This is a genomic window from Flavobacterium pectinovorum, from assembly GCF_900142715.1.
GTDB classification, from domain to species: domain Bacteria; phylum Bacteroidota; class Bacteroidia; order Flavobacteriales; family Flavobacteriaceae; genus Flavobacterium; species Flavobacterium pectinovorum.
Window position 1 is genome coordinate 248,105 of sequence record NZ_FRBX01000007.1, and the last position, 21,388, is coordinate 269,492.

General features: G+C 33.6%; 20 protein-coding genes and 1 tRNA gene. 15 read left to right on the top strand and 6 right to left on the bottom strand.

Annotated features, from left to right (window positions below):
- Window positions 1–298: 298 nt before the first annotated feature.
- The 5 genes from BUE22_RS21215 to BUE22_RS21230 form a co-directional block, all read right to left on the bottom strand.
- Window positions 299–382, bottom strand: a tRNA-Tyr gene (locus BUE22_RS21215).
- Window positions 383–567: 185 nt separating this feature from the next.
- Complete coding sequence (locus BUE22_RS23530) at window positions 568–933, bottom strand: TlpA family protein disulfide reductase (protein WP_082036966.1); 366 nt, start codon at window positions 931–933, stop codon at window positions 568–570.
- Between the two features lie 39 nt (window positions 934–972).
- Window positions 973–1,734, bottom strand: a complete 762-nt coding sequence (locus BUE22_RS21220; protein ID WP_042565396.1) for a DUF4369 domain-containing protein — start codon at window positions 1,732–1,734, stop codon at window positions 973–975.
- Between the two features lie 259 nt (window positions 1,735–1,993).
- A complete protein-coding gene (locus tag BUE22_RS21225) occupies window positions 1,994–2,434 on the bottom strand; it encodes a KTSC domain-containing protein (protein ID WP_026983258.1) in 441 nt (146 codons plus the stop codon).
- Between the two features lie 324 nt (window positions 2,435–2,758).
- On the bottom strand, window positions 2,759–3,010 hold the full coding sequence (locus BUE22_RS21230; RefSeq protein WP_073397991.1) for a hypothetical protein: 252 nt from the start codon (window positions 3,008–3,010) through the stop codon (window positions 2,759–2,761).
- An 86-nt stretch (window positions 3,011–3,096) separates the two neighbouring features.
- On the opposite strand from BUE22_RS21230, the gene BUE22_RS21235 reads away from it, so the two are divergent.
- The 12 genes from BUE22_RS21235 (at window position 3,097) to BUE22_RS21285 (ending at window position 14,175) form a co-directional block, all read left to right on the top strand.
- Complete coding sequence (locus tag BUE22_RS21235; protein ID WP_073397992.1) at window positions 3,097–3,639, top strand: hypothetical protein; 543 nt, start codon at window positions 3,097–3,099, stop codon at window positions 3,637–3,639.
- Entirely contained in the window at window positions 3,639–3,785 is a 147-nt protein-coding gene (locus BUE22_RS23815; RefSeq protein ID WP_089075917.1) for a hypothetical protein, read from the top strand. The genes BUE22_RS21235 and BUE22_RS23815 overlap by 1 nt, the downstream gene beginning before the upstream one ends.
- Before the next feature lie 100 nt (window positions 3,786–3,885).
- A complete protein-coding gene (locus BUE22_RS21240; protein ID WP_073397993.1) occupies window positions 3,886–4,113 on the top strand; it encodes a hypothetical protein in 228 nt (75 codons plus the stop codon).
- Window positions 4,103–4,480, top strand: a complete 378-nt coding sequence (locus BUE22_RS21245) for a YchJ family protein (protein ID WP_073397994.1) — start codon at window positions 4,103–4,105, stop codon at window positions 4,478–4,480. Before BUE22_RS21240 ends, BUE22_RS21245 begins: the two co-directional genes overlap by 11 nt.
- Window positions 4,481–4,586: 106 nt before the next feature.
- Window positions 4,587–5,705: a vWA domain-containing protein gene (locus BUE22_RS21250; RefSeq protein ID WP_042565401.1), complete on the top strand. Its 1,119-nt coding sequence runs from the start codon at window positions 4,587–4,589 to the stop codon at window positions 5,703–5,705.
- 349 nt (window positions 5,706–6,054) lie between these two features.
- Entirely contained in the window at window positions 6,055–7,518 is a 1,464-nt protein-coding gene (locus BUE22_RS21255; protein ID WP_073397995.1) for an AAA family ATPase, read from the top strand.
- Window positions 7,519–7,751: 233 nt separating this feature from the next.
- Complete coding sequence (locus BUE22_RS21260) at window positions 7,752–8,345, top strand: 2OG-Fe(II) oxygenase (protein ID WP_042565403.1); 594 nt, start codon at window positions 7,752–7,754, stop codon at window positions 8,343–8,345.
- Between the two features lie 92 nt (window positions 8,346–8,437).
- Window positions 8,438–8,875, top strand: coding sequence for a MarR family winged helix-turn-helix transcriptional regulator (locus BUE22_RS21265; protein ID WP_073397996.1), 438 nt, complete (start codon window positions 8,438–8,440; stop codon window positions 8,873–8,875).
- A 5-nt stretch (window positions 8,876–8,880) separates the two neighbouring features.
- Complete coding sequence (locus BUE22_RS21270; protein ID WP_073397997.1) at window positions 8,881–10,200, top strand: serine hydrolase; 1,320 nt, start codon at window positions 8,881–8,883, stop codon at window positions 10,198–10,200.
- A gap of 30 nt (window positions 10,201–10,230) precedes the next feature.
- Entirely contained in the window at window positions 10,231–11,085 is an 855-nt protein-coding gene (locus tag BUE22_RS21275; RefSeq protein ID WP_073397998.1) for a DMT family transporter, read from the top strand.
- A gap of 451 nt (window positions 11,086–11,536) precedes the next feature.
- Complete coding sequence (locus BUE22_RS21280; RefSeq protein WP_243396748.1) at window positions 11,537–12,823, top strand: Glu/Leu/Phe/Val family dehydrogenase; 1,287 nt, start codon at window positions 11,537–11,539, stop codon at window positions 12,821–12,823.
- Window positions 12,824–12,954: 131 nt separating this feature from the next.
- Window positions 12,955–14,175: a sterol desaturase family protein gene (locus BUE22_RS21285; protein WP_073397999.1), complete on the top strand. Its 1,221-nt coding sequence runs from the start codon at window positions 12,955–12,957 to the stop codon at window positions 14,173–14,175.
- 468 nt (window positions 14,176–14,643) lie between these two features.
- Here the strand turns inward: BUE22_RS21285 and BUE22_RS21290 are convergent, their stop codons facing one another.
- On the bottom strand, window positions 14,644–16,242 hold the full coding sequence (locus BUE22_RS21290; protein WP_073398000.1) for a DUF6377 domain-containing protein: 1,599 nt from the start codon (window positions 16,240–16,242) through the stop codon (window positions 14,644–14,646).
- Window positions 16,243–16,706: 464 nt separating this feature from the next.
- Here BUE22_RS21290 and BUE22_RS21295 point away from each other — a divergent pair, with 464 nt between their 5' ends.
- From BUE22_RS21295 to BUE22_RS21305, 3 genes are read left to right on the top strand one after another with little or no spacing between them, the layout of a single operon-like run.
- Complete coding sequence (locus BUE22_RS21295) at window positions 16,707–17,231, top strand: DUF5004 domain-containing protein (protein ID WP_042565409.1); 525 nt, start codon at window positions 16,707–16,709, stop codon at window positions 17,229–17,231.
- A 7-nt stretch (window positions 17,232–17,238) separates the two neighbouring features.
- The gene (locus BUE22_RS21300; RefSeq protein ID WP_073398086.1) at window positions 17,239–18,321 is read left to right on the top strand and encodes an antibiotic biosynthesis monooxygenase family protein; all 1,083 of its coding nucleotides are present in this window, start codon (window positions 17,239–17,241) and stop codon (window positions 18,319–18,321) included.
- Between the two features lie 24 nt (window positions 18,322–18,345).
- A complete protein-coding gene (locus BUE22_RS21305) occupies window positions 18,346–21,363 on the top strand; it encodes a SusC/RagA family TonB-linked outer membrane protein (protein ID WP_089075916.1) in 3,018 nt (1,005 codons plus the stop codon).
- Window positions 21,364–21,388 lie beyond the last annotated feature (25 nt).

Genomic DNA, 21,388 nt, shown 5'->3' on the forward strand with positions numbered 1-21,388 from the left:
AATGTTCATGAAAAGAATAATTTTAATTGTTAAAAGTAGTTTGTGCCACGATTCTGCCACAAAACTTAGACAGGTGAAATATCTTCAAAAAACGTCATAACTTTTTGTGGCAGAAAAGGTATCCACTCCAAGACAAAAGTGCCACGATTTTACCACAAAACTTTTGAGTGTTTTTATAAAGAATAAAAACTGCCTTAAATGCAAAAAACCTGCGAATCCTAGGATTTGCAGGTTTTACCACGTTTTTTATGGATTTTTGAAAAGATTGAAAAAGTTGCCTTTATTTCTTTTACCCTTTTGGTGGGGAGAGCAGGATTCGAACCTGCGAAGTTCACACAGCAGATTTACAGTCTGCCCTCGTTGGCCGCTTGAGTATCTCCCCGATCTCAGCATTGATGCGCTTTGTTGTTCTAAGCGGTTGCAAATATAGGAACGTTTTTCATGTTTACAAACAAAAAACGAACTTAATTTTAAGTTATTTTAAAGTTATTTTTTAATTCATTGGAATTGAATAAAATAAAAAAATCTCCACTAGGGAGATTTTTTAAGTTTTTTTAAAAAGTAGGATTATTTTGCTAATAATTCTACGATTTTTGCTTTCAATTCAGGACCTCTTAAGTCTTGAGCAACCACTTTTCCTGACGCATCAAGAATAAAAGTTGCCGGAATAGATTGAACTCCGTATTGAGCTGCAATTGGCTCGTCCCAAAATTTTAAGTTCGAAACGTGTGTCCATGTTAAGCCATCTTTTGCGATAGCTTCTGTCCATTTGCTTTTTTCTTTATCCAAAGAAACCCCAATAATATTTAAGCCTTTAGAATGTAATTCTTTGTAAATGGCTACAACATTCGGATTTTCTTTTCTGCATGGTCCGCACCATGAAGCCCAAAAGTCAACAATAGTTACTTTTCCTAAGCTTTCTTTAAGCGAAATTACTTTCCCTTCAGGATTGGGTGCAGAAAAATCTGATCTTCATTTAGCGTCACCAACAGGAGGAGCTGTTGCACCAACTGCAGGCATTTTTGCTTGACCAAGTTTTGTTTTAATTTCTTTACCAGGAGCTGTGTTTTTCAAAGACTCATCTAAAGAGTTGTATAAAGCTTCTGCTTTTTTAACATCTGTAGAAGGATCTCCTAACATACCTTGAATAATCAATGCAGAAATATAAGATTTTGGATGACCTTCAGCGTAAGCTAAATATTTCTTTTTAGAATCTGCCTGAACCTCAGTTTGAATTTTCATGTATTGTTTCATCAAACCGTTGATAGTTGCTGTATCTTGAGCTTGTTGAGCTGCCTGCATTTTTTGAGTGTTGTTTTTTTGAAAATCAACTAATGCTTTTTGAGTTTTAGTAAGCTCTTCGTTGAATTTTACATACTCATCATTATTGTAAGTTCCAGAAATTTTAGATTTGTGGATACTGTCTTTATCGATTGCAATTTTAATTTCTCCTGTTTCTAAGATAAAAGGAATTGGCCCGTTTGCACCTTGAAGAATTAAAGTATGAAATGCTGGTTCAGTTACTTTTCCTTTAATTTCAAATTTTCCATTTTCTACTTTTACTGTATCAAGAGCTAATGGCATTTTTGTTGTTGGGTCCTGACCTTGAAGAATGATCGTTTTTCCGTTTTCAATTCCAGTTGCAGTTCCTGTAATTAGGTATTCTCCGTCTTTAACTTTGCTGCAAGAAATTATCGCTACAGAAGCGGTAAGTAAAAAAAGTATTTTTTTCATTATAAAAAATTAATTAGTTAATTGATTTGTGCAACAAAAGTATCTAAAAATATAAAACTTAAAGAATTTTGTAACCTAAAATTTTGTTATAGTTTTTTTATGCTTAATTCTCATGTTTTCAGTGTGTTTGCTGACTAAATTTGACTAAAAACTTTTAATTATATTATTATTTGGAAATAAAACATACAATTTTCTGATTTTTAAGCATAAAAAAAGCATCCTGTTGTCAGAATGCTTTTATAAATATTTGGGTATAAATCTATTCCTGATTTGTTTTCTTTCTCCAGGTAAAAGAGTTTAAAATGTGTCTTTTTGCGAATCTTCCAGGAGAATCAGCGTTTACCATTTTTACGTAAGTTGCTTTAGGAACACTGATGTATTCGTAAACACTTCCGTTAGAAAAATCGATAATTAAACGACCTTCAACAAATTTATAATCGGTAATTGAACAAGTTGAAATCGTTTCTGTATACTCAGGTAAATTTGCTTTAATTGTCTCAGGATTAATACTAACCAAAAAGTGGTAAGCCTCAATAATAGCTTTACTTTTTTCTTCTGCAGCTTTTAAACCAGCATCATCACCTTGAAATTTATCAGGATGAGATTCTTTCATCGCATTACGATAAATGGTTTTCAAATCTTTTAACTCTGCAGTTTTATCAACGTTTAGTAACTTGCGGTATTCAACTATTTTTTTCATAAATAAAAGGTAACTTATTGTCTATTAGTTTGAAATGAGTGTTTTTTACTTCAAAACGACAAATTTTTTGCAAAGGTACACTTTTTTTTAACTTTTTACTTTTGAAGGAAAAAATATTGTAAAAAATTAAGACTTAACGTTTAAGTGGTGAAATTTTACAGCAAAATGCAAAGTTTTTATACATAAATTACCTGTAAACCGCATCCCGAAGCCTCGGGACGCAAAGCTATGTGTTATAACTTTGCGAACTTTGCGAAACCTTTGTGGACTTTGTGGTTAAATTCTCATTTCAAAACCTGAAACAAATAAAACCAGGAACAAAAATTACTTATTTTCCGGCTTATGATTTGCCTTATCAAAGTTTTTAGATTTTTTAGGATATTTATCATAACTAATATCGCTTGGATTTTCAATTACAGATTTAATTGTAATCCAATCACCTACAGTAAAGTTAGTGCTTGCAATTTTATAATCTAAAAGATATTCACCACAAAAATAATTGTTGTTTTCATCTTTTTCGATGATACCGGTGTAAACTCCTTTTTGGGGCATTTTTTCTTGTGAATCTTTAGACATGACTTTTAAATTTAAAATTAAAGCAGCAAAGTTAATCAATTAATGTTTGTTTTGGGGAGTTCGCAACAATCTGAGTATATTTGCATATGCAAAAAAACTTTAAGCCACATCCTAATTCGTTCAAAAATACATTCTGTGTTTTTCATGAAGTACTTGCAGATGAAATTGAAGGATTAAAAAAACAGTTCGAAAGCAAAGCCGGAAGTACCTATTATTATACCGAAGCCGGAATGTATCGCGTTTCGAACCATTGGGGAAGACTTGCCAACAGTAAATGGCGTTTGGTAGCGCGTGAGCCTGAAACGGAATCAAAAACTAAAATAGGTTTTGCCGCATGGAGTGAATTTTACCCGGATAATGTTGAAGAAAAACTATATTATATAGATACTGATTTTGATAAAAATACCGTAACCTATCAGCATAAAAATAATCCGGATTGGGATAAAAAAGCAATTTTAAGAACGAGTTTCGAAACGACAAAACGCATCAAACAGATTAGAAATCTGCAGCAATTAACTTCCTGGGCTAAACATTTCGATTATGATGATATTGCCGACTTGCGAAAGCAAATTATAAACGAATTGATTTACACCGAGAAAACTTTAGAAGAAATTAAAAGAGAAATATAATGGGACGCAACAACGAAAGGAATATCAAGAAACACAATGACAAATTGCATAAAGCCCAAAATAAAGTAAAACAGGCCGAAATTGCACGTAAAGAAAAACTAAAAGAAATTATAAAAAAGTTCAACGAAGACAAAAAAGAAGAATAGAAATAATTGTTTCAAGTTTCAGGTTTCAGGTTTCAAGTTGCGTCAAGTAACCTGAAACCTGAAACCTGAAACTTGAAACAAAAAACAGAAAACAAAAAATATGAAATTCGAAGATTTAAAAGTGAGAGTGCAGGAAATCATTGATTTGATAGCTGCAAAACAAGAGAGAGAAGCCAATAATAAACTGCTTGAAGTAAGTGATGATTTAGACGAAATGCTGGATCACGCAGAAGAAGATGAAGATTTGAGAGAAATTAGCCGTTATCAGGTTTTATTGAATCAGTTGCATGTAAAAATTAACGGCGAAGAGCAGGTTGATGGGGAATAAATGTTTTTGCGATACAGGTTTATTGTTTAAGGATTGCTGCGGATTGTATCTTAAAAACAATCAAAAAGCGCCAACAGCTTTAGCGTTAATGCGTTCGAGATATTCGGCATACGCGACTCATAATGCTGATTATCTTTTGGAAACTACTTATGTTTCGGAAAGAAAGTATTATTCAAAAACTGAAATTTTAAAATGGGCAACAAGTAATAAATGGCAAAAATTAGAAATTCTTAGTTCATCAGAAGATACAGTTGAGTTTAAAGCCTATTTTTTAGATGTTAATAATAAGCCTCAAACACATTATGAATTTTCGACTTTTAAATTAGAAAATAATGTTTGGTTTTACGTTGACGGAAAGTTTGAATAATTGCTAAATTTATAAGGGAATTCAACCTCTTTTGTTTGAATATTTTAACTAAAAATTAATAAACGTTTCTTTTTTCGTAATTCTAAAATAGCTTAATTTTAGAATTATGAAAAACGAATTTAAAAAAGGTTTTTATTTTAAGACGTACGAAGCCCCATTTCAGTCTCCGTTTGAAAAGCTTTTTGGAATTTTTAAAGAGCTAATCACCCATACTTCGGGCGATTTTGATGAAGCAATAGACTGGCTTCGGGAGTTGGATAAAGAATATAAACTGACCGACGAAAACTACACAATCGATGATTTTATCGAAGATTTAAAAAAGAAAGGTTACATAAAAGATGAGGTTAAAGAAGATGGAACAGGAGGTTTTGGTATTACTGCTAAAACAGAACGTGCCATTCGACAACAAGCCTTAGATCAGATTTTTGGAAATTTAAAGCGTTCCGGAACAGGAAATCACAAAACTAAGCATGCCGGAAACGGCGATGAACATACAGGAGAATTTCGCGAATTTAATTTTGGCGATGGTTTAGAACGTATTTCATTGACAGAAAGTTTGCGAAATGCACAAGTCAATAATGGAGTTGAAAGTTTCATGTTGACCGAAAATGATTTGGTTGTAGAAGAAACGCAATACAAAGCCCAAATGAGTACGGTTTTGATGATAGACATCAGTCACAGTATGATTTTGTATGGTGAAGACCGAATCACGCCTGCCAAAAAAGTTGCAATGGCTCTGGCCGAATTAATCACAACGCGTTATCCAAAAGATACGCTTGATATTTTGGTTTTTGGAAACGATGCCTGGACGATTCCCATAAAAGATTTACCTTATTTACAGGTTGGTCCATATCACACAAATACAGTGGCAGGTTTACAATTGGCCATGGATATCTTACGTAGAAAACGAAATACAAACAAGCAAATCTTCATGATTACCGACGGGAAACCAAGTTGCGTGCGCGAACGTGACGGTTCTTATTATATGAATAGTAACGGTCTCGACGAATATATTGTAGATAAATGCTACACACAGGCACAGCAAGCCAGAAAACTACACATCCCGATTACGACTTTTATGATTGCAAACGATCCGTATTTACAGCGTTTTGTGAATCATTTTACAGAAGCCAATCAGGGAAAGGCATTTTATACAGGACTTAAAGGTTTGGGCGAAATGATTTTTGAAGATTATGAAACGAATAGGAAGAAGAGAGTTCGTTAGTTAGGTTCAAAGTTGCAGAGGTTCAAAGGAACAAAGGTTTTTATAGACAACGTAAAAAGATTTAGGTTCAAAGTTGCAGAGGTTCAAAGGAACAAAGGTTTTTATAGACAACGTAAAAAGATTTAGGTTCAAAGTTGCAGAGGTTCAAAGGAACAAAGGTTTTTATAGACAACGCATATCGTAGAGACTTACAGCAGTTCGTCTAACATAAAGAGATTTAGGTTCAAAGTTGTAAAGGTTTATACACACAACGCATATCGTAGAGGCGCACAGCAGTGCGTCTACGCAAAGTAATGACACAATATTTGTCATTCACAAATAATAATAACAACACAGATATTTCAATAAAATGAAAATAGAAAACATAAACACATTAGGTCAATTAAAAGCCGCAGGATATAAAAGCACAGGTATTAAAGACGAATTGAGAAATAATCTTCGTGAGAAGATAAAATCCGGAGCTCCTGTTTTTGAAGGTGTTCACGGATTCGAAAATACTGTAATTCCAGAATTGGAGCGTGCTATTTTATCTCGTCATAATATCAATTTATTAGGACTTCGTGGTCAGGCAAAAACGCGTTTGGCGCGCAAAATGGTCGAATTGTTAGACGAATATATTCCGTTTGTTTCAGGTTCGGAGATTAATGACGATCCGTTGAATCCAATTTCTCGATTTTCAAAAGATTTAATTGCAGAAAAAGGAGATGAAACGCCAATTTCATGGCTGCACAGAAGCGAACGTTTTTTTGAAAAATTAGCCACGCCGGATGTTACCGTAGCCGATTTAATTGGGGATGTTGACCCAATAAAAGCTGCCAATTTAAAACTATCTTATGCGGATGATCGCGTAATTCATTTCGGAATGATCCCGAGAGCGAACCGTTGCATTTTTGTAATCAACGAATTACCTGATTTACAAGCCAGAATTCAGGTAGCATTATTTAATATTTTGCAGGAAGGCGATATTCAAATTAGAGGTTTTAAGTTGAGAATGCCACTTGATATGCAATTTATTTTCACGGCAAATCCCGAAGATTATACCAATCGTGGAAGTATTGTAACGCCTTTAAAAGATAGAATTGGTTCACAAATTTTAACGCATTATCCTGAAAGTGTTGCCATTGCGAGAACAATTACGGAACAGGAATCCAAATTAGATCAAAACCAAAGCGACATTGTTTATGTGCCAGGATTAGCGAGAGATATTTTAGAGCAAATTAGCTTTGAAGCCCGCGAGAGCGAATACATCGACAATAAAAGCGGTGTAAGTGCGAGAATGAGTATTACGGCTTTCGAAAACTTAATAAGTACAGCAGAACGCCGCGCTTTAAAAGCCGGAGTTGATAAAACAAATTTACGTTTGTCTGATTTTATCGGAATTATTCCGGCTATTACCGGAAAAGTAGAATTGGTTTACGAAGGAGAGCAGGAGGGAGCAGCGTATGTGGCTCAGAGTTTAATAGGTTCTGCAATTCGAACGTTATTCCCGACACTTTTGCCAAAAATTGAAAAGCTCGAAAAACCGGGAGAAAAAACACCATATTCTGATTTGATCGAATGGTTTTTTGCCGAAAGTGGTTTCGAATTATTAGACGATGCTTCGGATGCTGAATATCAGGGAATTTTGGATGAAGTAACTCCGTTAAATATTTTGGTAAAAAAATACCAGCCAGAACTGGATAAAGAAGATATTTATTTCTTCAAAGAATTTATTTTATGGGGATTGGTTGAATATAAAAAATTAAGTAAAGATCGTTTTGCACAAGGACATCAGTTTAAAGATATGTACGGAAGTTATATTAGTAAACTATAGTTTAATATAAATTATAAATTAAGTTACGTCTTATAAATTTAAATCCGACAGGTTTTTAAAACCTGTCGGGTTTTTTATGCGCAACTATCTTTGCCAAAGTTTAAAACTTTGACAAAGATTTAGCAATCAACTATCATAATAGGTTTTTTATTTTATTGAAATTAAACCCATTACCATTTTTATTTCGTCTACCTTGCTCCGTTGGCTGCAATTGTAGTCTTCCCTAAAACAAAATGGAAGATAGTTTCGAAGATTTGATTTCGAGTTATATTGAGAATAAAGTAGGAATATCAGAGCATTTTTTAAGTGCTGAACTAGCAAATCATTTAAAACAAAATTTATTTGATTTAAACGACAAAAGTTTGTTGCTTGCTGCCGGAATTGGTAATTCAGAGAAACTATCTTACGACGGCGCCATCAGAAGTGATTCCATTTATTGGCTTGATAAAAAGCACAATAATGTTTTCGAAAATGAATTCTTCGATAAAATAGACGCTTTCATATTATACTTAAACGAAAGCTGTTACGCTGGAATTACCGGTTATGAATTTCATTATTCATTATATGAAGCCGGTGATTTTTACCTGAAACATTTAGATCAATTCAAAAATAACCCGAGTCGAAAATATTCTATGATCAGTTATTTAAATAGTAATTGGAAAGAAGCAGATGGTGGCGAATTAATGATTCATCAGGAAAACAACAATCAAAAAATTGCCCCAACTCAGGGAAAAACAGTTTTTTTTAAAAGTAATGAATTGGTCCATGAAGTTTTGGTTACGCAAAACACAAGAATGAGCATTACTGGCTGGTTAAAGAGCGACTAAGAGATCCTTATAAATATTTAATTGTTTGGAGTTTGAATATTTTTAGAAATTATATTGATATATCAATTATATTTGTATCAAATAAAAAGGACATGAAACTTGAAAATCCAACCGGAACCGCGCTTTATTCAATAGAAAAAGCGATAAAGGAATATCGAAAACTGGCACAAAAAAATATAACCAAAGTTGTAAAAGACATTACGATAGATCAGTGTTTAGTATTAATTATACTAAATGATAATCAGAATATTTCTCAGAAAGAATTAGCAAATCTAGTCTTTAAGGACAATGCTTCGATTACAAGAATGATTGAATTAATGGTTAAAAAACAATATCTAAACCGAACAATTCATCTCGAAGACCGCAGAAAATTTAATCTAGAAATAACAAATAAAGGAATAACAACTCTGGAACTAATGAAGCCAGTTATCAAAATTAATAGAAAAACGGCACTCGATGGTTTATCATTAGAAGAAATAGCATTGTTAAACAAAACCCTCAATAAAATAATTGCGAATTGTAAAAAATAATAATTATGAAATTAAGATTAACACTAATTGCATTGTTGGTATTTACTTTTGGATATTCACAAAAAGAACTTGCGGGCAAATTAGAAAAATATATGGATGCTCAATTTGTCATTAATAATTTTAGCGGTACTGTTTTGATTTCTAAAAATGATTCTGTAATGCTGGAAAAAGCATATGGTTTTGCTGATTATGAGTGGAATGTAAAAAACACGATAGACTCTAAATTCAGTTTAGCTTCGGTTTCAAAGCAATTTACTGCTGTTGCTATTTTGCAATTGACAGAAAAGAAATTACTTTCATTGGATGATCCTCTTAGCAAATATTTTAGTGATTTTCCTAAAGGAGAAAAAATAACTTTAAAAATGATGTTAACCCACAATTCAGGTTTACAAATGGATTTTGACGAGTTGTATCTGTCTAAAACAAATCTTGATAAAGATTTTGTTTATAACTATTTAACCAAAAAACCATTGTTGTTTGAGCCTGGAACAAGTACGGCTTACAGCAATATTGGATATTATTTTCTGGGGCGTATTATAGAGAAAGTATCTGGAAAATCTTATGCCGAATACCTAAAAGAGAATGTATTCGATAAAGCAAAAATGTATAATTCAGGTGTTTCAACTAATGATGAAATAGTAGATAAAATGACTCAATTGTATTATTTAAAAAATAATAAATTGGTAAAGAATCCCTATATCGATTGGAGTTGTAATTTAGGGCATGATGGTATTTATGCAACTGCTGAAGATTTATATTTATGGAATAAGGCGCTTTTTGATAGTGAAACCATTTTATCAGAAGAATCTAAGAAAGAAATGTTTACGCCTTATAATGAGCAAAATTTTGGTTTTGGAGTTCTAATAAATCCTTTCTATAATCAGGGGCATCAATTAATTGCGCACGATGGAGGTTTCTACGGTGCTATGACTTCTTTTAATAAATACACACAGGATAAGGTTTTTATAACCGTTTTGTCTAATAATCAGTCAAAATCATATTATATCGCTTATGGTCTTGCCGGAATCTGTTTTGGAAAAGAAGTAGAGCTTCCGTACAAACACATTGAATCAGTAATAGATGCAAAAGTTTTTGATGAGTATGTTGGCGATTATGATGGCATCAAAATTTTAAAGAAAGACAATAAACTCTATTATCTTGATTACAATATCGAACTGTTGGCGGAATCTCAGACGAAATTTTTTAGATCAGACAATAATAATATGACATTGGAATTTATTAAAAATAAAAAAGGAAAAATTACACAGTTAGAAATCAAAAAAGCGGGAATAAAAGAAGTGAAAAATAAAACTAAAGGAGTTTAAAACCTTATTTTTGTATTTAAAATATATAATATGTTATTTCTTCTTTTAAGTATTCTTTGTAGCGTAACTGTTGGTGTAATTTTCAAAATAACCCGTAAATATAACGGAAACCCAATTCAGATTGTAGCCTTCAATTATGTGTTTGCCCTCCTATTATGTTACCTCACTTTTAGTCCGGATATTTCTGAAATTCACACAACTGCGCCGTGGAATATTTATCTTGCAATAGGAATTCTGTTGCCAGTTGTTTTCTTGTTTTTGATTGCATCCATAAAACATATGGGAATCGTAAAAACAGATGCAGCACAGCGATTATCACTTTTTATACCAATACTAGCCGCATGGTTTATTTTTAAGGAAGAATTTAATACATATAAAGTTCTGGGAATCATAATTGGTTTTTTAGCGCTGTTGTTCATCTTAAAAAAACAATCTCAAAATAAAGAAAACAAATGGATTTATCCCGCTGTGGTTTTAATAGGTTTCGGATTAATCGATATCCTTTTCAAACAAATTGCACTTTATACCAATTTGCCTTATACAACTTCTTTATTTATTGTTTTTGATATTTCATTAGCGGTTTCTTTGCTTATCGTTATTTATGATGTTGCAATTAAAAAGGTAAAATTGGAAGCTAAAAATATCCTTTTCGGAAGTTTGGTCGGACTCTTTAATTTCGGAAATATTCTGTTTTACCTAAAAGCACACAAAGCATTTTCAGAAAATCCCTCCACCGTTTTTGCCGGAATGAATATGGGTGTTATTATTTTAGGAAGTCTTGTTGGTCTGCTTTTTTTCAAGGAAAAACTATCCAAAATTAACTTTATCGGTATCTTTTTGGCCTTAATTGCCATTGTTTTGATTGTTATTTCTCAATTTAAGTAAATTTTTCAGCAGCTTAATGTGTTAATTTACAGGCTCTTTTATGTTAAGTTTTAAAATAATTAAAATAAACTCGACTAATTCTATAGAATTTATAAAATATATTTATAAATTTGCTTCAACAATGAGAAACTCTAGCCAAAATATCATTCAGGTCATGTGCAGCTTCACGATGTGTTGCATGATGAACTATGTAATGAAATGGCGTTAATAGAAAATGGAACTTGTTAGTTATTTTTTTTTTAGCCTTTCATGCACCATGAAAGGCTTTTTTTTAGAACTATTAAAAAATCAATAAAATGAGATCAAATAGAAATACCAACATAATGATGCAATGCTGTCTTATCAAAATTCCGTGTTGTAGACAAGGTAATTGTTTACAATAACAATTCTCTTGGAAAAGAGTCAGGTAAAATTCTAAATCAAAAAAATAACCCCAATTAAAAATATAAAAATGAGTACAGAAATAATTAAACAGAATCCCTTTCAGTCTATGATTGATCGTTTTAATATCGCGGCAGATATTCTTAATCTTGACGAATCAATCAGGCAAAAATTGCAAAGACCTGAAAAACAAATTGTCGTTAATTTTTCTATTGTTTTGGATAACGGAAACGTACAAAACTTCGAAGGATACAGAGTAATTCACAACACGGCATTAGGTCCGTCAAAAGGTGGAATACGTTATGATAATGGCGTAAATCTTGACGAAGTAAAAGCATTGGCAGCCTGGATGACCTGGAAATCTGCCGTAACAGGAATTCCGTTTGGGGGAGCAAAAGGAGGTATTATTTGCGATCCGAGAACACTTTCTAAAAAAGAATTAGAAAAAATTACAAGAGCGTATACAAAAGCCTTATCAGATATTTTTGGTCCCGAAAAAGATGTTCCTGCACCGGATATGGGAACCGGTCCGGATGAAATGGGCTGGTTAATGGATGAATTTTCATTACTTCACGGCAAACCAATTCACGCTGTTGTAACCGGAAAACATTTGCATTCCGGAGGTTCTTTGGGCAGGGTAGAAGCAACCGGAAGAGGTGTAAGTATTATTACACTTTTGGCACTTCAAAAATTAAAATTAAGACCGGCAAGATCTACAGTTGCTATTCAGGGATTTGGAAATGTAGGATTGCATTCCGCATTGTTTTTACATCAAAAAGGATTGAAGGTAGTCGCAGTAAGTGATGTTTCAGAAGCATTTTACAACCCGGATGGACTTAATATTCCTGAACTGATTTTGTATTATAATCTCAATAATAAAAGTATAAAAGGATATCCCAATTCTGTTGCCATAAAACACGAAGATTTATTGCTTTTGGAAGTTGATGTCTTAATTCCGGCGGCGAAAGAAGATGTAATTACACAAAAAAACGCAAACGAAATTAAGGCAAAAATAATTGTAGAAGGCGCAAATGGTCCGGTTTCTTCAGATGCTGATCAGATTTTGCATGAGAACAATGTTTTGGTTGTTCCGGATATTTTGGCAAATGCCGGCGGGGTAACGGTTTCTTATTTTGAATGGCTTCAGAATTCGCTTTTAGAGTCATGGAGAATTCACCAAATCAATACGCGTCTCGAAGATATTTTGGAAAAAGGTTTTGAAACTGTTTTCAGGATTGCTGCAAAACACAACGTAACGCCACGTATTGCGGCTTATATCATCGCTTTGCAAAAAGTTGCCGATACGCAATCTGTAAAAGAAGTGGCTTTAAGCGCACCAAAATTCAAACAGAATTAAAAACTGATTTTTTAAATGAATAGTATATTTTCATTGGTTATTCGAAATAGTAACTGATGAAAATATCTTTTTCGTTAAAATTATACCGAATTAAATACCTAATTGTTTAGCAATTAAAAGTAATTTTTAAAATGGAACATATTAATTTTCTAGCGTTTGCTATGCCTGCGTTTTTCATTTTTTTGTTTTTGGAATATAAACTGGCACAGCGCAAAAAAAGACCTGAGATTTTCAATTATGAAAGCTCTGTTTCGAACATTAGTATTGGTATTGCCGAAAGATTAATCAATCTTTTTGTAGCCGCAAGTTTTTATCAGCTCTATTATTTTATCTATAATAATTACCGAATTCTTGATATTCCGAGTAACATTTTTGTTTGGTTTGCCTTAATTCTCGCGACCGATTTTGTCTGGTATTGGTACCACAGACTAGGTCACGAAGTCAATTTTTTCTGGGCTGCGCATATTGTACACCATCACAGTGAAGAATTTAATTTTACGGCTGCAGCCAGAATCACTACTTTTCAGGCGGTTGTACGAACCGGCTTTTGGTGCATTCTTCCACTTGTTGGTTTTCATCCTACGATGGTAATCACGATGCTTATTGTGCACGGCGCTTATTCCTTTTTTACACATACACAGCTTATTGGTAAAATAAAATGGTTAGAATATGTTTTTGTAACGCCATCAGTTCACGGTGTTCATCACGCCTCTGACGAGAAATACCTGGATAAAAATTACGGCGATATGTTTACTTTTTGGGATCGTATTTTTGGAACTTTCCAGGAAGAAGAAGAAAAACCAAAATACGGATTAACACATCCGCTAAAAAGCTACAGTTTCCTTTGGCAGCACTTTCATTATTATTTTGAAATTTATGAATTATGGAAACGTTCTTCAGGATTTAAAGCCAAATGGAAAGCCGTTTTTGGAAGTCCCGCACATATGGATCAGGATATTCGACCGATATTAGAAAAACGCTTTTTGCAGGACAAAAGCAATCCGCATCAAAGGTTACGATTCCGTAATTACCTTTATATCCAATTAGGAATTTGCACTTTATTTCTAACTGTTTTTACTTATTATTTTGACTTTTTAAATCTCTTTGATAAGATTTTTGTGTTAACTTTTATTCTGATAACGTTAGTCAACTGTGGTGCTTTATTAGAACAGCGCAGATGGATTTATTATCTGGAATATGGGAGAATTTTTATCGTAAGCAGTTATTTTTTATACGAAGAAGATTTAACGGCATTTTTATTTGTTCCGCTGGCGATTATGATTTTTGCAGAGCAATTGTTTTCGCTGAGCAAACGTTATCAAAATGTAGTATTGCAATTGGAATCAGAATAAAAATAGGCCACAGATGACACGGATGATACGGATTATCACAGATTTTTTATTGTATAAATTTGTATGATCTGGGCAGAATAAAATTATGAAGATCGCCACGAATTCACGAATTTTTATACATGCAGATGTAACAATAATTCCTGAATTCGTGGCGTTTTTTTTTGACACAGATTAAAATGTTTTTTCTAATCTGTGCCAATCTGTTTTAACCCGTTCAATCCGTGTGCAAAAAATTAAATTGTTTTAAAATTCGTGAATTTGTGGCGTTTTTTTTTGACACAGATTAAAATGTTTTTTTCTAATCTGTGCCAATCTGTGCCAATCTGTTCTAACCCGTTCAATCCGTGGGCAAAAAATTAAATTGTTTTAAAATTCGTGAATTCGTGGCGGTTTTTTGACACAGATTAAAATGTTTTTTTCTAATCTGCGTCAATCTGTTTTAACCCGTCCAATCCGTGGGCAAAAAAATCATATCGTTTTAATCGCCATAATCTTCTCCTCAAAAGTGTCTTTAAAATCTGATTTGCTTTTGATTCTCGTTTTATACGTGTAAATTGTAGCTACAGAAAGTTCCAGAAATTCTGCCATTTGACTACTATCCTGAATCCCTAATCGATACAAGGCAAAAATGCGAAGTTCGGTATTTAAAAGTTCTCCTTTTTTAACGACGCATTTATGATCGTTTGGAAATAAATGATTAAAATCGGTCACAAAAGTGGGGAATAATTTCAGGAAGATTTCATCAAATTGATGGAAGAGATTTTCTCGTTCTTCCTTTACATTATAACGCTTTAAACTCGCGATAACTTCATCTGTTTTCTTGGTGATAATTTTATGAAGCGTACTTTTCTGAATGTGATCAATTTTATTAATAAATGCCGAAGTCGCCTTAATAAAATACGTAATATATTCTTCCTTAATTGCATTGGCTTCGCTTAAACTCACATTCATTTCCTGCAATTGCGCGTAGGAAGAAGCCATTATTTTACGGGCTTTATTCTTTTCTTTTAATTGTTTAAAGATGATAATCAGAAACAAAATAATAATCAAAGTCAGAATCGTTAACAGAATAATGATTCTTTCCAGTTTGTCATTTTTATCTTTTACATTATTCAGTTGTGCTTTTTCTATAATAGGCAAAATCGACGAAATTTCAATTTTTCTATGTCTTGCATTATAAAAAGTAGCATCGTCCATTGCGATATTAATGTACTCATTTGCCTTTTCTAATTCTCCCATTTTAAAGAGTTCGTTGGCGAGATTTCGTAAAGCAACGGTTTCTTTCGTGGCATTTTTAACATCGGCAATGGCGGCGAGAGCGAGATAGTAAATTGCTTTTTTGGTATATCCTCTTTCCGAATAAATATAACCAAGACTTGAAGTTGCGATTCCGTAGTAATCCGGAGGCAAATTGTAGTTGTTTATCCAATAGCTAAAAGCAAATTCAGCACCACGCCAATCTTGTTGTTTTAAGCGTTTTAAACTTTCGGCTGCCCAATATTCGTTGCTGTTGGTTCCAATTAATTCTAAGGCTTTTTTCAGAAAATGATTTCCTTGCTGTACGTAATGAATGTTAAAACGCTGGTCTTTATTATAATCGGCGAGATCATAATAAGCACGGGCTTTTATAGAATAATATTCGAATTTATTTTTTTGGTCGAGTTTTTGGTCTTCGATAACATTCAAAGTGTCAATTGCTTCCTTAAATAATCCTGAAGAAAGCAATACGAAACCTTCTTTAATTCGGCTTTTAGCCAAAAACTTTGGATCTTTTAAAACAATGGCTTTGATTTTTGCTTCTTCCAAATAATAATAAGCAGAATCATATTTGAAAGATTTATATTCTTCAAATAACGACATATAGCAATTATACAATTGCTCGTTATTTTGGCTTAAAGTAAATTTTGAAATGTCTTTTTTTAAGGCTGCAATTTTATGATATTTCTTTTTTAAGTAAACTTCTTTTTTCAGAAGCACTTTATCTAATTCTTCCAGAACAGGATTTGTCTCTTTCGCAGCCAGAGAAAAACCTGCAATAAAAAAATACAGAATCAATAGTATTCGCATAGTGTTTTGGTTAGGTAAAGTTAGTTTTTGATTTGTAGTGTTAATTGGTTAATTCAGAATAATTTTAAAAGAGTTGATGATTGAGCAACTTTTAAAATTAGCTTTTTGTATTTAAAAATGTGTGATTTATAAAGTCAAATCACTCTTAAATGTTAAAAGTAGTCTAATAATTTGCAATTATACAATAAAAAGCAATTATATATATGCATAGTGAAAAAAATACATGTATAAATTTAGATATTGTCATTATTACCATTAAAAAAACCTATAATTTGATCTAAACAACGTCTTGATTTTTTGAATCGTTACAAGATTGTAAAATATTGATTATTAGATTTTTGACTTCTTATTGACTCAAAATATATCTTGATTTTTCTCAGATGTTTTTTTTTAGATTTATTTAACATCTAGTTTCGTTCTGTCTTTAAGAAGACAAAAAAACTAACGAAACAAACCACAAATTTATGAAATGTAAAAGTATTTATTGGTTAGCTGTTTTGATGTGTTTCATGGCCATTGGTTGTGATAATACAGAAGACGGAAGCTACGTTGATCCGATTACCCTTTACGAGAAAGTAAACGGAAATTGGGGATTAACAAATTTGAAAATGGTTGATGAATCTGCTAAGGCAAATGCCATCGAACCAAGTGAACAAAACTTGAGTACGTATTTTAACTACGAAGATTTTAAAATCAAATTTAACGTAGATGAAAATAGGAACCCGACAAGTTATGAAGTTCTGGGAGACGTTCCTCCATTGTTTGCCAAAACTGGATTTTGGAGATTAAGTTCAGATTTTCAGCCTACTAATGCAAGCGGTCCGGTTCGAATTTATTTGTACAGCGACGCTCAGAAAACGCAAAAAACAGACGAACTCAGACTGACTTCGGTTCCTGGAAACAACGACGAAATGGAACTTCAATTAGTGCATTCTTCAGGCGGAATTGCCTTTGTATCTTATGTATTCAAATTAAATGCTATTAACTAAAAGTAATATGAAAAAATTTCTATATACAATTTTACTTGCCCTTTTAATGGCTCCGAATTTTACGCAGGCTCAGGAAGCCGCGGGAGCTGTGGGACCAATATCATCGTTTCCCGTAGTTTATAAATATGATGAGCAGGTTACGTGGTATTTTGACATGTCAGGATCAACTTTTACCGAAAACGAAGATCTGTATATGTGGATGTGGTCACCATCTGAACCGGACGCGGGCAACTGGGAAAATTCTTCTGATTTTGCAAAACTGCATTATGAAGGCAATAAAGTATGGAGTTTTACTTTAACACCAACAGTTTATTTCTCCAGAACGGTGGCACAAATTACGGCAAGCGACGGATTTTGGTTTCGTTTAAAAAACAAAAACGGATCTAAACAAAGTGAGGTTGCCAATGTAACTTACACTGATTTCTCTTCGTTTTACACTGCAAATGAGTTAATCAGATCATACCCAACAAAACCAACAATTGATAAACCGGTTAGTATTTTATTTAACTCAAACTTGAAAGACGGCTTTGCCGGAGTTCCAAGTGTGCATTTCCACAGTGGATTAAACGATTGGGCGGTTAAACAGGAATATCAGGCATGGCTTCCGGAAGTATCTGAAAAAACAAAACTGAAAGATCTTGGAAATGGTTTTTACAGAATGGATTTGATTCCACAAGAATATTATAATCCTGAGCCTGGCTTTGTTATGGAAAACATTACGTTTCTGTTTGTAGCAAAAGACTGGACAACGAATTCTGGCGATCAGATTATTTATGCAGGCGCTTATGAGCCGCCACCACCGCCGGTATTTGGCTTTTTTCCTTTACAAATTAGCCAAAAAGATTTTCTGGGTATGTACAGAAAAAACAACGAACCGGGCGTAAACAAATTAATGTACACGATTACAGCCGGAAGCAAAATAATTACGGGTGAGTTTTCAGGCGGAACTGCTGAAATAAAAGGATTTGTCAATTTGGTTTCAGAGCTTCAGGGAATTCCGAATTTAAGTGAAATTCATGTTTTGGTCAAAGACAATAAAGACAAAACAATTTCGGATACAACCATTCCGCTTAAAACTTTAGACAAATAACTATCAAACCAAACACCAATTCTAATGAATAGTAAAAATAAAAAAATAGTCCTGCATCAAATGTGGACTACTAAATCGGTGGTATTCATGATTTTCATGCTTTTCCTTTCGGCAGGAATATTTGCGCAGGGAAAAAAGAAAGTATCAGGTACCGTTTATGACAATACAGGAAGTGTTTTGCCGGGAGCTTCGGTAATTGAAGTGGGTACAAAAAACGCAACCACAACAGATTTTGATGGGAAATTTTCGCTAGATGTAGCCGTAGGAGGTGCCATAGAAGTATCGTTTATAGGTTCATCAACACAAAAAGTTCAAATCACTTCAACTTCTTCAAACATTGATGTTCGTTTGCAAAATGACGGATATCAACTGGCAGAAGTTCAGGTTGTTTCTGTTGGATACGGAACTCAGAAAAAATCAGATTTAACCGGAGCCATTTCGACCGTTGGTGCAGATGATTTGGTTAAAGGAACAATTTCTTCAACAGAACAGGTTTTACAGGGAAAAGTAGCGGGATTGAATGTAATTCGTCCTTCCGGAGATCCTGCAGCGGGTTCTACTTTACGCTTGCGCGGAGGAACATCTTTAACAGCAAGTAACAGTCCGCTTATTGTAGTTGATGGAATTGCGGGTGTTGATATCAATGTCGTTCAGCCTTCAGACATTAAATCGGTAGACATTCTTAAAGATGCTTCGGCGACAGCCATATACGGTTCAAGAGGAGCAAACGGAGTAATTATTATTACCACAAAATCAGGAACAAAAGGGGTTTCTGTTACCTATAGCGGTTTATCAAGCGTAGGTTATGTGGCTGATAATTTAGATCTTTTATCTGCAAACGAATGGAGAGCTCAGGTTCGCCAAACCGGAAATCTTGATGCTGTTGATTACGGCGGAAATACCAATTGGCAAAAAGAAATCGAGCAAGTTGCCATTTCGCAATCGCATACTTTAAGCATCAATTCTGGTAAAACAGACAGCGGTTTCAGAGCTTCACTTTCGTACTTAAATAATGAAGGTGTTATTAAAACAAGCGGTTTAGAAAGAATTAGCGGAAACCTAAACGCCTACCAATATCTTGGAGACAACAAAGCCGTAAAATTTGATATGGGTTTATTTGCCAATATCGATAAATGGCATCCAATTGATTACAGAATTTTTGAGCGTTCTTATAACCTGAATCCAACAATTCCGGTTTATGATGCAAACGGGGATTTTTCTTCTGTAGGCGGAAATATCTACGAAAATCCAGTGGAGATTTTAACCAACAGAACAGTTGATAACGAAAGACACAGACTTCTGGGTTATTTTAAAACTGAAGTAAAATTCCTGAATGATTTCTTAGCAGTTGCCAATATTTCATTAGAACATAATGCGATGCAGGGAAGTACTTATAAACCTTCGTATGCTGTTATGGAAGGAAGAACCGAAGGCGGTTATGCTCAAAAAACTTATGCAGAATATACAAATGCACAAGGAGAATTGTATGTAAATTATACTAAAGTTATTGATAAACATAATATTAGCGCACTTGCCGGATATTCTTATTTAGAAAATATTTACAATGGTTTTGGCGCACAGCGTTCCGGTTTTGTAACTGATGCTTTTGGTTATAATAATTTAGGAGCAGGTTACAATTATCGTTTGGGCGATGTGTATTCGTATAAAGGAAAATCGAATTTGGTTTCATTTTATGCGCGTGCCAATTATGGTTACGACAGCAAATATTTGTTGACTGCAACGGTAAGACGTGACGGTTCAAGCCGTTTTGGAGAAAACAATAAATGGGGAACTTTCCCATCTGCATCTGCGGCGTGGAGAATTTCTAACGAAGATTTTATGACTTCGTCTAAAGATTGGTTAGGCAATTTAAAACTAAGAGTAGGTTGGGGAATTACCGGTAATCAGGACGGAATTGGTGAATACAAATCACTTTCGATTTTAGGAGTGGGTAACGACAGTTATTATGATCCTGTTACAGGAACGTGGAGTTTGGCTTATTCGCCAAAACAAAACCCAAATCCTGATTTAAAATGGGAATCTACAGAACAAGTAAACGTGGGTATAGACTTTAGTTTATTTAATAGAATTACAGGTTCATTCGAATGGTATTCTAAAACGACAAGAGATTTATTATATACGTATGAAGTGCCACAACCACCTTATTTAGTGGGTAATATGTTGGCAAACGTTGGTGAAATGTCAAACAAAGGAGTTGAGCTTACGCTAAATGCAGACATTGTAAAAGGAGATAAATTTACCTGGGATGCTAATTTGACTTTAGGTCACAACGTTCAAAAAATAGAAAAACTATCGAATCCTACTTATAAAACAGATGTAATTTACAGCGGATCTTTACACGGATTAGCGGGTATGTCAGGACAATATTCTCAAATAATTGCAGAAGGATATCCGGTTGGAACTTTCTGGGGATTTGAAAGTGCCGGGCTTGGCGCCGATGGAAAAATGTTGTATTACAATGCTGCCGGAGAAAAAGTTCTGGACGATGTTCTGGTAGATGCAGATAAAAGAGATTTAGGAAATATTCAGCCGGATTTAACTTTAGGTATCGGAATGAATTTTACTTATGGAAATTTTGATTTAGGAATTTCTGGTTACGGAATGTTTGGTCAAAAAGCATTAAATGCCACAAACATGATGTTAAACGACCCAAACAGATTACCGGCTTTTAATGTTCCTGATGATTTCCTGAATACAGGAATTACTTCTGCACCAAAATACTCAAGTTACTGGATCGAAGACGCCTCTTTCTTTAGACTTCAAACGGTTTCTGTTGGATATACATTGCCATTGAAATTAAAAGGTTCAAAATTGAGAATGTATTTAATGGGCGAAAATCTTGCCGTGTTTACAAAATACAAAGGTGTTGATCCGGAAATTGGTTTAAATGCGCAAGATGGAATCAACCAAACCGGAGTAATGGATTTAACCGGATTGGCAGCGCCTGGAATTGACAGATATAACAATTATCCTCGCCCAACAACGATTTCTGTTGGATTAAATTTCACGTTTAACAATTAAGCGAATTAACTCAAAAATATAAAAA

Excerpts from the sequence above, each read along its gene's own strand:
- BUE22_RS21220 (WP_042565396.1), bottom strand. The coding sequence starts at position 1,734 with ATGAAAAAAATACTTTTTTTACTTACCGCTTCTGTAGCGATAATTTCT.
- BUE22_RS21225 (WP_026983258.1), bottom strand. The coding sequence starts at position 2,434 with ATGAAAAAAATAGTTGAATACCGCAAGTTACTAAACGTTGATAAAACT.
- BUE22_RS21230 (WP_073397991.1), bottom strand. The coding sequence starts at position 3,010 with ATGTCTAAAGATTCACAAGAAAAAATGCCCCAAAAAGGAGTTTACACC.
- BUE22_RS21235 (WP_073397992.1), top strand. The coding sequence starts at position 3,097 with ATGCAAAAAAACTTTAAGCCACATCCTAATTCGTTCAAAAATACATTC.
- BUE22_RS23815 (WP_089075917.1), top strand. The coding sequence starts at position 3,639 with ATGGGACGCAACAACGAAAGGAATATCAAGAAACACAATGACAAATTG.
- BUE22_RS21240 (WP_073397993.1), top strand. The coding sequence starts at position 3,886 with ATGAAATTCGAAGATTTAAAAGTGAGAGTGCAGGAAATCATTGATTTG.
- BUE22_RS21245 (WP_073397994.1), top strand. The coding sequence starts at position 4,103 with ATGGGGAATAAATGTTTTTGCGATACAGGTTTATTGTTTAAGGATTGC.
- BUE22_RS21250 (WP_042565401.1), top strand. The coding sequence starts at position 4,587 with ATGAAAAACGAATTTAAAAAAGGTTTTTATTTTAAGACGTACGAAGCC.
- BUE22_RS21255 (WP_073397995.1), top strand. The coding sequence starts at position 6,055 with ATGAAAATAGAAAACATAAACACATTAGGTCAATTAAAAGCCGCAGGA.
- BUE22_RS21260 (WP_042565403.1), top strand. The coding sequence starts at position 7,752 with ATGGAAGATAGTTTCGAAGATTTGATTTCGAGTTATATTGAGAATAAA.
- BUE22_RS21265 (WP_073397996.1), top strand. The coding sequence starts at position 8,438 with ATGAAACTTGAAAATCCAACCGGAACCGCGCTTTATTCAATAGAAAAA.
- BUE22_RS21270 (WP_073397997.1), top strand. The coding sequence starts at position 8,881 with ATGAAATTAAGATTAACACTAATTGCATTGTTGGTATTTACTTTTGGA.
- BUE22_RS21275 (WP_073397998.1), top strand. The coding sequence starts at position 10,231 with ATGTTATTTCTTCTTTTAAGTATTCTTTGTAGCGTAACTGTTGGTGTA.
- BUE22_RS21280 (WP_243396748.1), top strand. The coding sequence starts at position 11,537 with ATGAGTACAGAAATAATTAAACAGAATCCCTTTCAGTCTATGATTGAT.
- BUE22_RS21285 (WP_073397999.1), top strand. The coding sequence starts at position 12,955 with ATGGAACATATTAATTTTCTAGCGTTTGCTATGCCTGCGTTTTTCATT.
- BUE22_RS21290 (WP_073398000.1), bottom strand. The coding sequence starts at position 16,242 with ATGCGAATACTATTGATTCTGTATTTTTTTATTGCAGGTTTTTCTCTG.
- BUE22_RS21295 (WP_042565409.1), top strand. The coding sequence starts at position 16,707 with ATGAAATGTAAAAGTATTTATTGGTTAGCTGTTTTGATGTGTTTCATG.
- BUE22_RS21300 (WP_073398086.1), top strand. The coding sequence starts at position 17,239 with ATGAAAAAATTTCTATATACAATTTTACTTGCCCTTTTAATGGCTCCG.
- BUE22_RS21305 (WP_089075916.1), top strand. The coding sequence starts at position 18,346 with ATGAATAGTAAAAATAAAAAAATAGTCCTGCATCAAATGTGGACTACT.